Origin of the sequence: Roseateles oligotrophus (assembly GCF_014204525.1) — a bacterium.
GTDB lineage: Bacteria > Pseudomonadota > Gammaproteobacteria > Burkholderiales > Burkholderiaceae_C > Paucibacter_A > Paucibacter_A oligotrophus_A.
Genome location: NZ_JACHLP010000001.1, coordinates 859,298 through 872,379, shown reverse-complemented (window position 1 = coordinate 872,379; position 13,082 = coordinate 859,298). Strand labels below are relative to the sequence as shown.

Below are 13,082 nucleotides of genomic sequence, written 5' to 3'. Positions count from 1 at the left end.
GGCTCGGCCTGGCCCAGGGCCTGGGCCAGATCGTGCTCGGGCACCAGCACGGTGAACTCCTCGCCGCCGACCCGGGCCGGCAGTTCGCCGGCGCGGTTGAAGGTCTGCTGGATCATGCGGCTGACGGCCACCAGGCATTGGTCGCCCTGGGCATGGCCGTAGGTGTCGTTATAGCTTTTGAAGAAGTCCACATCGATGGTCACCACCGCCAGCGAGGTGCTGGTGCGCATGGCCCGGCGGGTTTCTTCCAGCTTGACCTCGTCGAACCAGCGGCGATTGGCCAGGCCGGTCAGGGAGTCGGTGTTGGAGCGCTGCTCCAGCTCCTGGTGCAGGCGCTGCAGGGCTTGCTGGTCCTGCCAGTGGCGCATGATGTTGAACAGCATCTCGGCCGACATCTTGGCCATGCGGTCGTCGCGGAACACCCATTTTTCGGGCCTGGAGGACATGGCCAGCAGGAGTTGGGTGCCCGCGCTGCCGGTGAAGGCGCAGCAGACCATGGCCTGGATGCCGTGACGCTGCATGGCGATGGCGCGCTGCGGTTCGGCGTCGGCCAGGCATTCGAAGCGCAGCACGATCCAGCCGCGCGGCAAGGGGCCGATCAGATCGGCCAGCAGGGGCTGGTCCAGGGCCACGCCGGCCACGCTGTCGCGCGGCGCCAGCCAGACGAGGCGGCAGCTGGCCTGGGGCGCGCCCAGCGGCTGCTCGGCGATGGCCAGGCTGCAGTCGCCGGAGTGGCTGGAGATGTCGCGCAAGGTGGCGCGGATCATGCCGGGATACTCGTCCACCGCCAGATTGAGGAAGCGGCTGGAGCGGCGTGACATGGTCTCGAGGTAACGCGTCACCTCGTGCAGCTCGGTGGTGCGGCGGGCCACGGCCTGCTCCAGCTGTTCGGCGCGGCGCTGGCGTTCGTCGACATAGTGCTGGATCTCGGCCTGCAGGGTGCGAAAGCCTTCCACCACCACATCCAGCTCGTCGCGCTGCGGGCGCGACGGGCGGGCCAGCTCCAGCGCCGGTGTGGCCTTGCCGGGGGCCAGGGTGCCGGCGAAGTGGGCCAGCTCCTGCAAGGGCTGATGCAGCTCGCGGCGCAGGATGCGCAGGGTCAGTGCGCCCAGGCCCAGCGTGGCCAGCAGGCCGATCAGGCCGACCTGGGCAAAGGTGTGCAGCAGTTGCTGGCGCAGATAGCCCTGGTTGAAGTCCAGGCTCAGCTGGCCCAGGGACTTGCCGCCCTTGGGGCCTGGCACTTCCAGATTGATATCGCCTTGCCCGCCGTTGCGCTCGGCCTTGCTCAAGGCCTCGCCGGCCTGGAAGAACTGGCCGGTGCTGACGTTCAGGCGCACGGCCTGGATCTGCGGCGCGCGGGCGATGTCCTGCAGCAGATGCTGGATGGCCAGGGGTTCGATATCCCACAAGCTATTGGCCAGCAGGGGCAGATGGGTCTGGCTGACATTGCTGACGGCGGCTTCGAAGGCCTGGCGCTCCTGCTTGTAGACCAGCAGCAGGCGGGCGCCCGCCACCATCAGCGTGACGCCCACGCAAAGCCAGACGATGCGGCGCGTCAGGCTTTCCGCCAGCGAGCGCAGCGGCCGGGGGTCGGGCGTGGGCTGGGGCGGCAGGCCACCGTCCGGCCCGCTGGCGGCTGGGGGCAGGGTGGTGCCCAGGGGTTCGTGCAGCCAGTTCATTTGAGCAGGGCTTCGAAGTCGAACTCGTAGTGGCGGCGGGCGGGATTCAGCACGCGGCTGTAGCTGCGGAAGTCGATGGCCCGGCCCTCGTTACCGAAGCGCGCCAGGTAGCGCTCGGCCAGGTTTTTGTCAAAGAGTATGAACATGGGCTTGCTGAGTTCCAGCCCCTGGTCGGCGAAGTCGCGGCCGTGGTGGTAGTCGTACAGCATCACCAGGCCCCAGGCTCCGCACATGAAATGGCCACCGGCCAGGGCGCTGAGCCGCCCGCCGAGCAAGGCCTGCATGGCTTCGGGGGAGGTGTTGATGGCCGAGACCAGCGCATCGCGGCCGGGCGTGAGGCGGGCAAGTTCCAGCACCTCCAGCGCGCCGAAAGCCATTTGATCGCTGGCGGCCCAGAGCAGTCGGGCCTGGGGGTGGCGGCGCAGCAGCCAGCTCATCTGCTCGCCGGCCTTGTCGCGCCGCCAGTCGGCATAGACCTGCTGGTCCAGCACCACATCGGGCTGCTCGGCCAGGGCCTGCTGCAGGCCCAGATTGCGCTGCAGCGAGGCGGGGGTGGAGCGGTCGCCGGCCAGGGCCAGCAGATGCAGCTTGCCATCCGGCGCCTGCAGGCGCAGGCGCCGGCCTTGCTTGATCAGGGCTTGCGCGGTCAGGTAGCCGGCATCGCGGCCCTGCGGTTCGAGCGAGCCGATCAGGCCGCTGACGCCGCTGCGGGGTTCACCGAACTGGGCTCGCTCCTCATCCGTCAGGCCGCTGAAGGCGGCAAAAGACTTGATGCCGGCCCGCTCCAGAATCCGCACGGTGCTGAGCAGGGTCTGCTTGTCATTGGTCAGCAGGGCGTAATCGGGCCGGCTCTCCTTGGGGCGGGCGGCCAGGCCGCGGGCGATTTCCAGCACACGCAGAGGGTCGCGCTCGGCATAGATCTGCTCGAATTTCATCCCCAAGCTATTGGCTGCGGCCTGCGCGGCCTTGCCGGCGGTGACCCAATAGGCTTCGTCCGAGCGCCCCGGATTGATGAAGGTCACCGACAGCGCCACAACCTGTTGGCAGAACATTCCGCAGAGGAGGGCGATCAGGAATCTCATGGAATCAGGTTTCCGCTTTGCTTCTTATCAGGACTTACGCAAAACCGCCGCAGCTGCGTTCGAGCGCCTCGCCGTACCAGGTGTACCGTCTTCGGCGCTCTGCCTTGCTGCACCGGCTTTGCGTAGTCCTACTTATTATTGTGACCCGACCCTGCGTTTGGTTTGGATGTTGTCTGGCAGGCATCTTATGCCCGACCGAGCTCGCCGGCGTTCAGGCTTTCATCCCCGTCTGTGGGGAGGGCAGGGCTTGAGCCTGCATGAGTTTGAGGCCCGGACGCGCCGCGGCGTGGCCCCAAAACGACAAAGGCGGCGTCGGAGCAAGTCCGACGCCGCCCGCCGGCCTGTTCAGGCCGTCTGATCTTCCGGGTTTAAAGCCTCAGGGCCTCAGGGCAGCACCACCAGGCCGGTGTCGCGGTCCAGCAGCTGGGCCAGCTGGCCGCTGCCCACCAGCTCGAAGGCATGCTCGATGTCCGGCGCCAGATAGTGGTCGCTGGGCATGGGCGGGCAGCTCTTGCGGACCAGGGCGTGCACCTCCTCCAGCGCGGCCGAGCTGGCCAGGGGGCGCAGGAATTCGATGCCTTGCGCGGCGGCCAGCAGCTCGATGCCGATGATGTGGCTGGTGTTGTCCAGCATGGGGCCCAGACGGCGCGCGCCGAAGGTGGCCATGGAGACATGGTCTTCCTGGTTGGCGCTGGTGGGCAGGCTGTCCACGCTGGCGGGGTGGGCCAGGCTCTTGTTCTCGCTGGCCAGGGCGGCGGCGGTGACGTGGGCGATCATGAAGCCGGAGTTGAGGCCGGCGTTCTCGGTCAGGAAGGGCGGCAGGCGCGAGACGCTGGTGTCGATCAGCATGGCGATGCGGCGCTCGGCAATCGCACCCACCTCGGCGATGGCCACGGCCAGGGCGTCGGCGGCAAGGGCCACCGGCTCGGCGTGGAAGTTGCCGCCCGAAACCATGGCGTTCTTGCCGTCCTCACCGGCAAACACCAGCGGGTTGTCGGTGACGGCATTGGCCTCGCGCAAGAGCACCTCGCGCACATAACGGGCCTGGTCCAGGCAGGCGCCCATCACCTGCGGCTGGCAGCGCAGGCAGTAGGGGTCTTGCACGCGGTCGTCGCCCTCGGCATGGGATTGGCGGATGGCGCTGCCGGCCAGCAGCTGGCGGTAGGCGGCGGCCGCCTCGATCTGGCCGGGCTGGCCGCGCACGGCGTGGATGCGGGCATCAAAGGGGCCGTCGCTGCCGCGCGCCGCGTCCAGGCTCAGCGCGCCGCTGACGATGGCCCCGGCGTAGACGGTCTCGAAGCGCAGCAGGCCTTCCAGCGCCAGGGCGGTGGAGGTTTGCGTGCCGTTGATCAGGGCCAGGCCTTCCTTGGCCTGCAGCACCAGCGGGGCGATGCCGTGCTTCTGCAGCTCGGCCAGGGCGGGCTTGCGCTGGCCATCGACCAGCATCTCGCCCTCGCCCAGCAGGGCCAGGGTCATATGGGCCAGCGGGGCCAGATCGCCCGAGGCGCCGACCGAACCTTGGGCGGGCACGTAGGGGATCAGGCCGGCGTTGAACACGTCCAGCAGGCTTTGCACGACCTCGGGGCGCACGCCCGAGAAGCCGCGTGCCAGCGAGGCCGCCTTGGTGGCCAGCATCAGGCGCACGACCGAGGGCTGCAGGGGCGCGCCCACACCCACGCAGTGCGAGCGGATCAGATTGAATTGCAGCGTGGCCAGATCGGCCTTGCTGATGCGGGTGCTGGCCAGCTTGCCGAAGCCGGTGTTGACGCCGTAGACGGGGGCGTCGCCGGCGGCGGCGGCCTGCACCACGGCGGCGCTGCGGCGGATGATCTCGGCGGCGCTGGCGTGCAGCGTCAGCTGGACATCGCCGTTACGGATCTGACGCAGCTGGTCCAGGGTGATATGGCCGGGGGTGATTTCGATCTTCATGGGGCTTGGGCTCGCAAAAATAAATTCAACCACAGAGACACAGAGACACAGAGAAATACAAGAAATCTCTGTGTTGACTCTGTGGCTCTGTGTCTCTGTGGTCTGTCTTGTTTTCTTTTGGCTTATTGGTTCAACATGGGCATGTTCAGGCCGCGCTCGCGGGCCGCCGTCTTGGCGATTTCGTAGCCGGCATCGGCATGGCGCATCACGCCGGTGCCGGGGTCGTTGTAGAGCACGCGCGAGAGGCGCTGGGCGGCGGCGTCGGTGCCGTCGGCCACGATGACCACGCCGCTGTGCTGGCTGAAACCCATGCCCACGCCGCCGCCGTGATGCAGGCTGACCCAGGTGGCGCCGCCGGCGGTGTTGAGCAAGGCGTTCAGCAGCGGCCAGTCGGAGACGGCGTCCGAGCCGTCCTGCATGCTCTCGGTCTCGCGGTTGGGGCTGGCGACCGAGCCGCTGTCCAGATGGTCGCGGCCGATCACGATGGGGGCCTTCAGCTCACCGTTTTTGACCATCTCGTTGAAGGCCAGGCCGGCGATATGGCGCTCGCCCAGGCCCAGCCAGCAGATGCGTGCGGGCAGGCCTTGGAAGGCGATGCGCTCCTTGGCCATGTCCAGCCAGCGGTGCACATGGGCGTGCTGGGGGAAGAGCTCCTTGATCTTGGCATCGGTCTTGTAGATGTCTTCCGGGTCGCCGGACAGGGCCACCCAGCGGAAGGGGCCGCGGCCCTCGCAGAACTGCGGGCGCACGTAAGCGGGCACAAAACCGGGGAAGTCGAAGGCGTTCTTGACGCCTTGCTCCAGCGCCACCTGGCGGATATTGTTGCCGTAGTCGACGGTGGGGATGCCCATGGACTGGAAGTCCAGCATGGCCTGCACATGGACGGCGCAGCCGCGTGCGGCGGCCGCCTTCAGCTCGGCGTGCTGGGCCGGGTCGGCCGCGGCGGCCTTCCACCGCTCCACCGTCCAGCCGGCCGGCAGATAGCCGTTGATCAGGTCGTGGGCCGAGGTCTGGTCCGTCACCAGATCGGGCTTGATGGCCGTGCCGGCCTTGGCGCGCTTGACCAGCTCAGGAAAAATCTCGGCCGCATTGCCCAGCAAGGCGATGGAGATGGCCTTGCCCTCGGCCGTGTACTTGGCGATGCGGGCCAGGGCGTCGTCCAGGTCGGCGGCCTGCTCGTCGACATAGCGGGTCTTCAGGCGGAAGTCGATGCGCGATTGCTGGCACTCGATGTTCAGCGAGCAGGCGCCGGCAAAGGTGGCGGCCAGGGGCTGGGCGCCGCCCATGCCGCCGAGGCCTGCGGTCAGCACCCAGCGGCCCTTGAGCGAGCCGCCGAAATGCTGGCGGCCGGCCTCGGCAAAGGTTTCATACGTGCCTTGCACAATGCCCTGGGTGCCGATGTAGATCCACGAGCCGGCCGTCATCTGGCCATACATCATCAAGCCCTTGCGGTCCAGCTCGTTGAAGTGCTCCCAGTTGGCCCAGTGCGGCACGAGGTTGGAGTTGGCGATCAGCACGCGCGGGGCGTCGGCGTGGCTCTTGAACACACCCACCGGCTTGCCCGATTGAATCAGCAAGGTCTCGTCGGCTTCGAGCTTTTTGAGCGACTCGAGGATGGCCTCGAAGCAGTCCCAGTTGCGGGCGGCCTTGCCGATGCCGCCGTAGACGACCAGGGCGTCGGGGTTCTCGGCCACCACCGGGTCCAGATTGTTCTGGATCATGCGGTAGGCGGCTTCGGTCAGCCAGTTCTTGCAGGTCAGGGTGCTGCCGGTGGGGGCGCGAACGGTGCGGGGCTGTGCGGACATGGCGGTCTCCAATCGTGTCTTCGAAAGAATGTGGCGAACTGTAGTTGTCTATACAAGTACAGTCAAGTACGATTCGGTCCATGCCAAAAAGATCCCTGTCTGCCAGCGCACCGGCGCCGCAATATCTCAAGGTCAAGAATTTCTTGCGCGAGCGCATCGCCGGCGGGCATTGGGTGGCGGGCGATCTGCTGCCCTCGGAGGCGGAGCTGGTGGCGCAGTTCGAGGTCAGCCGCATGACGGTCAACCGCGCGTTGCGCGAGCTGACGCAGGAGGGCTTGGTCGAGCGCCTGCAAGGCGTCGGCACCTTTGTGGCCCAGGCCCACCGCATGCACCGCATCTCGTCCACGCTGACGGTGCACGATGTGCATGACGAGATCAAGGCGCGCGGCCACAAGCACGAGTCGCGCGTCCATCTGCTGGAGAAAAAACGCGCCACGGCCGCGCAGGCGGCGGACTTTGAGCTGCCGGCGGGCGCGCCACTCTTCCACAGCGTGATCGTGCACCTGGAGAACGGCGTGGCCATCCAGTGCGAGGAGCGCTGGGTCAACGCCGCCTGCGCCCCCGACTATCTGGGCCAGGACTTCAGCCGCATCACGCCCACCCACTATTTGCTGGAGGTGGCGCCGCTGTCCGAGGCGCGCTACACCATCGAAGCCTTGCTGCCCACGGACGAGGAGGCCAGACTGCTGTCCTTGAGCAAGACCGAACCCTGCCTGGTGGTCAAGCGCCGCACCTTCAGCCGCGGCCAGACCGTGACCACGGTGCGCCTGACCCATCCGGGCTCTCTCTATCTTCTTGAAGGAGCATTTCAAGCATGAGTTGGAGCATCATCAGCGCCGCCGAGGTGGCCCCCCAGGCCTGGCGCAACGGCGGCGGCCAGACGCGCGAACTGCTGGCCTGGCCGCATAGCACGGACTGGGCCTTGCGCATCAGCGTGGCCGATATCGAGGCGGACGGGCCTTTCTCCAAATTCGAGGGCGTGGACCGCTGGTTCGCCGTGTTGCAAGGCGAAGGCGTGCGCCTGGACCAAGGCGAACTGCGGGTGGGCGATGACTTGCTGAACTTCGACGGCGCGCTGGCGCCGGACTGCGCCCTGCTGGGCGGCATCACCCGCGACTTCAATCTGATGCACAGGCGCGGCCGGGGCCGCATGCAGGTGCAGGCCGCCGCCCAGGGCTGGCTGCCCCAGTCGCGCTGGGTCGGCCTGTTCAGCGCCGAGGGCGGGCAGCTGCTGCATGGTGGCCGCGCCATGGCGCTCAAGCCCATGAGTCTGGCCTGGTGCGAGAACCCCAGCGCCCAAGCCTGTTCTTTCGAAGGCCAGGGCCCGGCCTGGTGGATGAGCTGGCAGGAGGAGGCGCTCTGATGGACGCTCAACGCACACTCTGGACGCACGGCCATCTGGCCACCCTGGCCGGCGACGCGCCCTGGGGCGGCATCGCCGACGGCGCCCTGATCACCGAGGGCGAGCAAATCCTGTGGGTGGGGGCCACCGAGACCGCGCCCGCTGAGCTGCTGGCCGGTGTGGCCCAAACCCATGATCTGCACGGTGCCGTGGTGACGCCGGGGCTGATCGACTGCCACACCCATCTGGTCTACGGCGGCCTGCGCTCGAATGAGTTCGAGCTGCGGCTGCAGGGCGCCAGCTACGAGGAAATCGCCCGCGCCGGTGGCGGCATACGTTCCAGCGTCACGGCCACGCGCGAGGCCAGCGAGCAGGCCTTGTTCGACTCGGCCGCCGCCCGCCTGCGCCAGCTGCTGAGCGAGGGCGTGACGACGGTCGAGATCAAGTCCGGCTACGGTCTCAATCTGACCGCCGAGGCCGCCAGCTTGGCGGTAGCGCGCCGCCTGGGGGCCGAGCTGGATGTGGCGGTGCAAACCACTTTTCTGGGCGCCCATGCCTTGCCGGCCGAATTCGCCGGGCGGCAGGACGATTACGTCAGCGCCGTCTGCGATTGGCTGCCGCAGCTGCAGGCCCAAGGCCTGGTCGACGCCGTCGATGCTTTTTGCGAGGGCATAGGCTTCAGCCCCGCCCAGACCCGCCGGGTGTTCGAGGCGGCCCAGGCCCTGGGCCTGCCCGTCAAGCTGCATGCCGAGCAGTTGAGCGACCAGGGCGGCACCCAGCTGGCCTGCGAGTTCGGCGCCCTGTCCTGCGACCATCTGGAGCATTTGAGCGAGGCCGGCGTGCAAGCCATGGCCGCCAGCGGCACGGTGGCCACCTTGCTGCCCGGCGCCTTCTATTTTCTGCGCGAAACCAAGCTGCCGCCCATCGCCGCCCTGCGCGCCGCCGGCGTGCCCATGGCCATCTCCACCGACCACAACCCCGGCACCTCGCCCACGCTGTCCCTGCTGCTGATGCTGAATATGGCTTGCACCCTGTTCCGCCTGACGCCAGAAGAAGCCTTGCGCGGCGCCACCCAGCATGCGGCGCGCGCCCTGGGGCTGAAGGACCGGGGTGTGTTGCAGGCCGGCCTGCGGGCGGACTTCTGCGTCTGGGACATCGCCCACCCCAATGAACTGGCCTATTTCTTTGGCCGCAACCCGCTCGCCCTCTGCGTGCGCGGCGGGCAGCTACGAGGAGCTTGAAGTGAGCAGCGATGTGTTCAAACTCAGCCAGGGCAGCAGCCCCTTGCTGATCAGCATGCCCCATGTGGGTCACGAGATTCCGGCCGATCAACAGGCCCGTTATGTCCCGCGCGCCTTGCAGAGCGAGGACACCGACTGGCATCTGGAAGCCTTGTACGGCGAGATCGCTGCCGAGCTGGGCGCCAGCCTGATAGCTCCGCGCTTTTCGCGCTATCTGATCGACCTGAACCGCCCGCCGGAGGACACGCCCATGTATCCCGGCGCCTCCAATACCGAGCTGTGCCCGACCCGTTTCTTCACCGGCGAGCCGCTCTATCTGGAGGGCCAGGCCCCAGACGCCGCCGAGAAGCTGCGCCGCCGCGAGGCCTACTGGCGCCCCTATCACCAGGCCCTGCAGGCCGAGCTGGACCGCATCAAGGCTTTGCACGGCTATGCCCTGCTGTTCGACGCCCACAGCATCCGCTCCGAGCTGCCCTGGTTGTTCGAGGGCCGGCTGCCGGACTTGAATCTGGGTACGGTGGAGGGCAAGTCCTGCGACACCGCCATCACCGCCGCCCTGGCCGAGGTGCAGGCCGCGCAAAATCAGTACAGCCAGGTCGTCAACGGCCGCTTCAAGGGCGGCTACATCACCCGGCATTACGGCCAACCCGAGCGGCAACAACACGCGGTGCAGCTGGAGATGTGCCAGCGCTGCTATATGAGCGAGCTGCCGCCCTATGCCTACGCACCCGCGCTGGCGGCCCAGGTCCAGCCGCTGATCCGCCAGCTGCTGAGCCGCTTGCTGGCCTGGAGGCCCGCGCCATGAAGCAGCCGCAACAAGCACAACAGTTCTGGGCCGCGCTGGCCTGGGTGGACGGGCGCTGGCAGCGCGATGTGCGGCTGACGGTGGACGCGCGCGGCCACTGGCAGGAGATCGCCGTCGGTGCGACCCGGCCCGAAGGCGTCGAGGCCTTGGCCGGCCCGGTGCTGCCCAGCCTGGTGGACACGCACAGCCACGCCTTCCAGCGCGCTTTTGCCGGCCTGGCCGAGCGGCGCGAGTCGGGGGAGGACGACTTCTGGTCCTGGCGCGACCGCATGTACGGCCTGGCCCTGAAGGTCACGCCGGCCCAGCTGCAGGCGATTGCCAGCCAGCTCTATCTGGAGCTGCTGCAGGGCGGCTACACCCAGGTCTGCGAGTTCCACTATCTGCAGCACCAGCCGGACGGCCAGGCCTACCCCGACGAGCTGGCCATGAGCTGGGCCCTGGCCGATGCGGCGCACAGCGTGGGCCTGGGCCTGACGATGCTGCCCGTGCTCTATGCCCGCGCCGGCTTCGGCCAGGCCGGCTTGCGCGAGGACCAGCGCCGCTTTCGCACCGATGCCGCCTGGGTCTGGCGGGCCAGCCAGCGCCTCAACGCCGCCGGCCGGCCCTTGCTGAATGCGGGTGTGGCCCTGCATTCCCTGCGTGCCGCTAACGCCGACGACATACGGGCATTGCAGGCGCTGCTGGGTGATAGCGATGTGCCGGTTCACATCCACATCGCCGAGCAGATGCAGGAGGTACGCGACTGCCTGGCCTTCGGTGGCCAGCGGCCCATGGAGTATTTGTGCAAGGCCTTCAAGCCCGATGCCCGTTGGCATCTGGTCCATGCCACGCACAGCACGCGGCAGGAAATTGAGCAGATCGCCCAGGCCGGCGCCAGCGTGGTGATCTGCCCCGGCACCGAGGGCAATCTGGGCGATGGCCTGTGCGATCTGCCGGGCTGGTTGGGCGCTGGCGTGCCCATCAGCCTGGGCTCGGACAGCCATGTCACCCGCGCCTGGGGTGAGGAGCTGCGCTGGCTGGAATACGGCCAGCGCCTGGGTCTGCAGCAGCGCAATGTGGCTGCCTTGCCCGGCCGCCAGCCGGCGACGGCAGCCCGCTTGTTTGAGGCGGTACGCGCCGGCAGCGCGGCGCCAGCGGGCTTCCAGCAATGGGGCTTGCAGGCCGGCGCCCGCGCCGACTTCCTGGTGCTGGATCGCCGCGCCTCGGGCCTGCTGGGCCTGCCCGAGGACTATCTGCTGGACGGCCTGGTGTTCGCCGCCCAGGGTCAGGTCTTGCAGGCGGTCTATGTGGCCGGCCGCCAGGTCCTGCAGCAAGGGCGCTTGCTGGAGGAGGGGCGGGAGGCCGCGGTGGCGGACGATTTTGAGTCCGTCATGCAGGCATTGAATTCAGCGCCCTGACTTGGGGGCCGTGCATTTTGTTGGTAATGCAGGGCCCCGGGGGCAAATTCGCTTCCCCTGCCTGAACCTTCCTGCTAGCCTTTGCCCAGGCTCATCGTGCAGTGAGGAGAAGTCAGATGTTTTCGCTTCGCAACTACACCATTCGAGCCAGGCTTTATGCCCTGGCGGCCCTGGCAATCACCGCCATGCTGGTGATCGGGGTCTACGGCTTGCTGAGCCAGCGGCAGTCCCGTGAGGCCTTTGCCCACTATGTGGCTAACGAGGTCGAGGCGCTGACCCGGCTGGCCGATATCCGGGCCGGCGCGGGCAATCTGCGCCGCTATGAGAAAGACTTGCTGATCAATCTCGGCGACGGCAAGGCGACCGAAAAATACCATGCGGAATGGATCGCCACCTATGACAAGACGGTGGCCGGGCTGGGCGTCATCGCCAAGCTGGACCTGCCCGCTGATCTCAAGCGTTATCCAGCCGATCTGACCGAGTCGCTGGGCGAGTACCGGCGGGGCTTTCTGGCCGTGGCGGAGCGCGCTTCCCGGCATGAGTTTGCCGACACGCGCAGCGCCAATGGCGCGATGGAGCCGGTGAAGGCGCCGGTCCGTGCCGTGGACAGGATACTGGCCGAGATGACGCTCAAGATCGACAAGAATTCCGAGAACACCCTGGCCGCTATTCGCGAGCAGGACCGTTTGATCCAGCTGGCCTTTGTCTTTGTGCTGATCGGCTGTGTGCTGCTGATCGGCATCTTCACCGCGCTCAATATCCGCTCCATCCTGCGGCCGTTGCAGGAAGCGGCCGACGCCACGCTGCGGATCGCCGAGCACGATCTGCGTCAGGCCGTGCCCACCAGCGGGCGGGATGAAACCGCCGTCATGATGCGCGGCGTGCAAGCCATGCAGGACTCGCTCAGCGCCGTCGTCAGCGGCGTGCGCGGTGCCACCGACAGCATCGCCACCGCCTCACGCGAGGTGGCCATGGGCAGCCATGACCTGAGCCAGCGCACCGAGCAGGCGGCCTCGAATCTGGAGGAAACCTCCTCGGCAATGGAGCAGCTGACCGCCAGCGTCGGGCATAACGCGGAATCCTCGCGGCAGGCGAATCAGCTGGCCCAGGACGCCGCCCTGGTGGCCCGGCGTGGGGGCGAGGTGGTGGGCGATGTGGTGAACACCATGGGCCGCATCAGCGAGTCTTCGCGCAAGATCAGCGACATTACCGCCGTCATCGACGGCATCGCATTCCAGACCAATATCCTCGCCTTGAATGCCGCCGTCGAGGCGGCCCGTGCGGGTGAGCAGGGCCGTGGCTTCGCGGTGGTGGCGGCCGAGGTGCGCAATCTGGCGCAGCGCTCGGCCGAGGCGGCCAAGGAGATCAAGTCCTTGATCACCGCCAGCAGCGAGAGCGTGGAAAGCGGTGCCCAGCTGGTGGAGCGTGCGGGTGACACCATGCAGGAGATCGTGGCCTCCATCGGCCGGGTCAGCCATATCGTCTCGGAGATCAGCCTGGCCTCGAATGAGCAAAGCACGGGCATCAACCAGATCGGCCAGGCCATCGCCAATCTGGACGAGATGACGCAGCAGAATGCGGCCCTGGTGGAGCAGTCCGCCGCCGCGGCGCAAAGCCTGCAGGAGCAGGCCAGTGCGCTGGCGCAGTCGGTGGCGGTGTTCAAGCTGGCTTGAGGGCCAGCCCAGCCGCCCCGCCCGAGCCGATCGGCCGCCGCTGGGCCGAGTTCAAAACGGCTCCCATGCCCTGAGGATGCCGGCCTGCCCGGCCGCGCGCAAGATGCTGTGGCGATAACCCGGTAGCTG

9 protein-coding genes and 1 pseudogene are annotated in these 13,082 nt (G+C 67.8%); 6 read left to right on the top strand and 4 right to left on the bottom strand.

Translation table 11 applies throughout. From position 1 onward, the window contains the following. Nucleotides 1-14: 14 nt before the first annotated feature. From HNP55_RS03890 to hutU, 4 genes and pseudogenes are all read right to left on the bottom strand, one after another. Nucleotides 15-1,517 (bottom strand): annotated as a pseudogene (locus tag HNP55_RS03890) (diguanylate cyclase); the annotation flags it as partial. Between the two features lie 158 nt (nt 1,518-1,675). After that, nucleotides 1,676-2,761 (bottom strand): ABC transporter substrate-binding protein, encoded by a 1,086-nt coding sequence (locus tag HNP55_RS03885; RefSeq protein ID WP_184296319.1) that lies wholly within the window; start codon nt 2,759-2,761, stop codon nt 1,676-1,678. Between the two features lie 384 nt (nt 2,762-3,145). After that, complete coding sequence (gene hutH, locus HNP55_RS03880; protein WP_184296317.1) at nt 3,146-4,690, bottom strand: histidine ammonia-lyase; 1,545 nt, start codon at nt 4,688-4,690, stop codon at nt 3,146-3,148. Between the two features lie 122 nt (nt 4,691-4,812). Beyond that, entirely contained in the window at nt 4,813-6,495 is a 1,683-nt protein-coding gene (hutU, locus tag HNP55_RS03875) for a urocanate hydratase (RefSeq protein ID WP_184296315.1), read from the bottom strand. 80 nt (nt 6,496-6,575) lie between these two features. On the opposite strand from hutU, the gene hutC reads away from it, so the two are divergent. The 6 genes from hutC to HNP55_RS24595 all read left to right on the top strand — a co-directional run bounded on the left by hutC (nt 6,576) and on the right by HNP55_RS24595 (nt 12,953). After that, complete coding sequence (gene hutC / locus HNP55_RS03870; RefSeq protein ID WP_184296313.1) at nt 6,576-7,313, top strand: histidine utilization repressor; 738 nt, start codon at nt 6,576-6,578, stop codon at nt 7,311-7,313. Further along, nucleotides 7,310-7,858 (top strand): HutD family protein, encoded by a 549-nt coding sequence (locus HNP55_RS03865; protein WP_184296311.1) that lies wholly within the window; start codon nt 7,310-7,312, stop codon nt 7,856-7,858. Before hutC ends, HNP55_RS03865 begins: the two co-directional genes overlap by 4 nt. Next, nucleotides 7,858-9,078 (top strand): imidazolonepropionase, encoded by a 1,221-nt coding sequence (gene hutI / locus HNP55_RS03860; RefSeq protein WP_184296309.1) that lies wholly within the window; start codon nt 7,858-7,860, stop codon nt 9,076-9,078. The genes HNP55_RS03865 and hutI overlap by 1 nt, the downstream gene beginning before the upstream one ends. Nucleotide 9,079: 1 nt before the next feature. After that, complete coding sequence (gene hutG, locus HNP55_RS03855) at nt 9,080-9,883, top strand: N-formylglutamate deformylase (protein WP_348648651.1); 804 nt, start codon at nt 9,080-9,082, stop codon at nt 9,881-9,883. Continuing rightward, entirely contained in the window at nt 9,880-11,280 is a 1,401-nt protein-coding gene (hutF, locus tag HNP55_RS03850) for a formimidoylglutamate deiminase (RefSeq protein ID WP_184296305.1), read from the top strand. The genes hutG and hutF overlap by 4 nt, the downstream gene beginning before the upstream one ends. A gap of 116 nt (nt 11,281-11,396) precedes the next feature. After that, nucleotides 11,397-12,953 (top strand): methyl-accepting chemotaxis protein, encoded by a 1,557-nt coding sequence (locus tag HNP55_RS24595; RefSeq protein ID WP_281385216.1) that lies wholly within the window; start codon nt 11,397-11,399, stop codon nt 12,951-12,953. The last annotated feature ends 129 nt before the right edge of the window (nt 12,954-13,082 follow it).

What these genes read in the sequence shown, in the direction of transcription:
- hutI (WP_184296309.1), top strand. Translation starts at nt 7,858, where the DNA reads ATGGACGCTCAACGCACACTCTGGACGCACGGCCATCTGGCCACCCTG.
- hutH (WP_184296317.1), bottom strand. Translation starts at nt 4,690, where the DNA reads ATGAAGATCGAAATCACCCCCGGCCATATCACCCTGGACCAGCTGCGT.
- hutC (WP_184296313.1), top strand. Translation starts at nt 6,576, where the DNA reads ATGCCAAAAAGATCCCTGTCTGCCAGCGCACCGGCGCCGCAATATCTC.
- hutF (WP_184296305.1), top strand. Translation starts at nt 9,880, where the DNA reads ATGAAGCAGCCGCAACAAGCACAACAGTTCTGGGCCGCGCTGGCCTGG.
- HNP55_RS03885 (WP_184296319.1), bottom strand. Translation starts at nt 2,761, where the DNA reads ATGAGATTCCTGATCGCCCTCCTCTGCGGAATGTTCTGCCAACAGGTT.
- HNP55_RS24595 (WP_281385216.1), top strand. Translation starts at nt 11,397, where the DNA reads ATGTTTTCGCTTCGCAACTACACCATTCGAGCCAGGCTTTATGCCCTG.
- HNP55_RS03865 (WP_184296311.1), top strand. Translation starts at nt 7,310, where the DNA reads ATGAGTTGGAGCATCATCAGCGCCGCCGAGGTGGCCCCCCAGGCCTGG.
- hutU (WP_184296315.1), bottom strand. Translation starts at nt 6,495, where the DNA reads ATGTCCGCACAGCCCCGCACCGTTCGCGCCCCCACCGGCAGCACCCTG.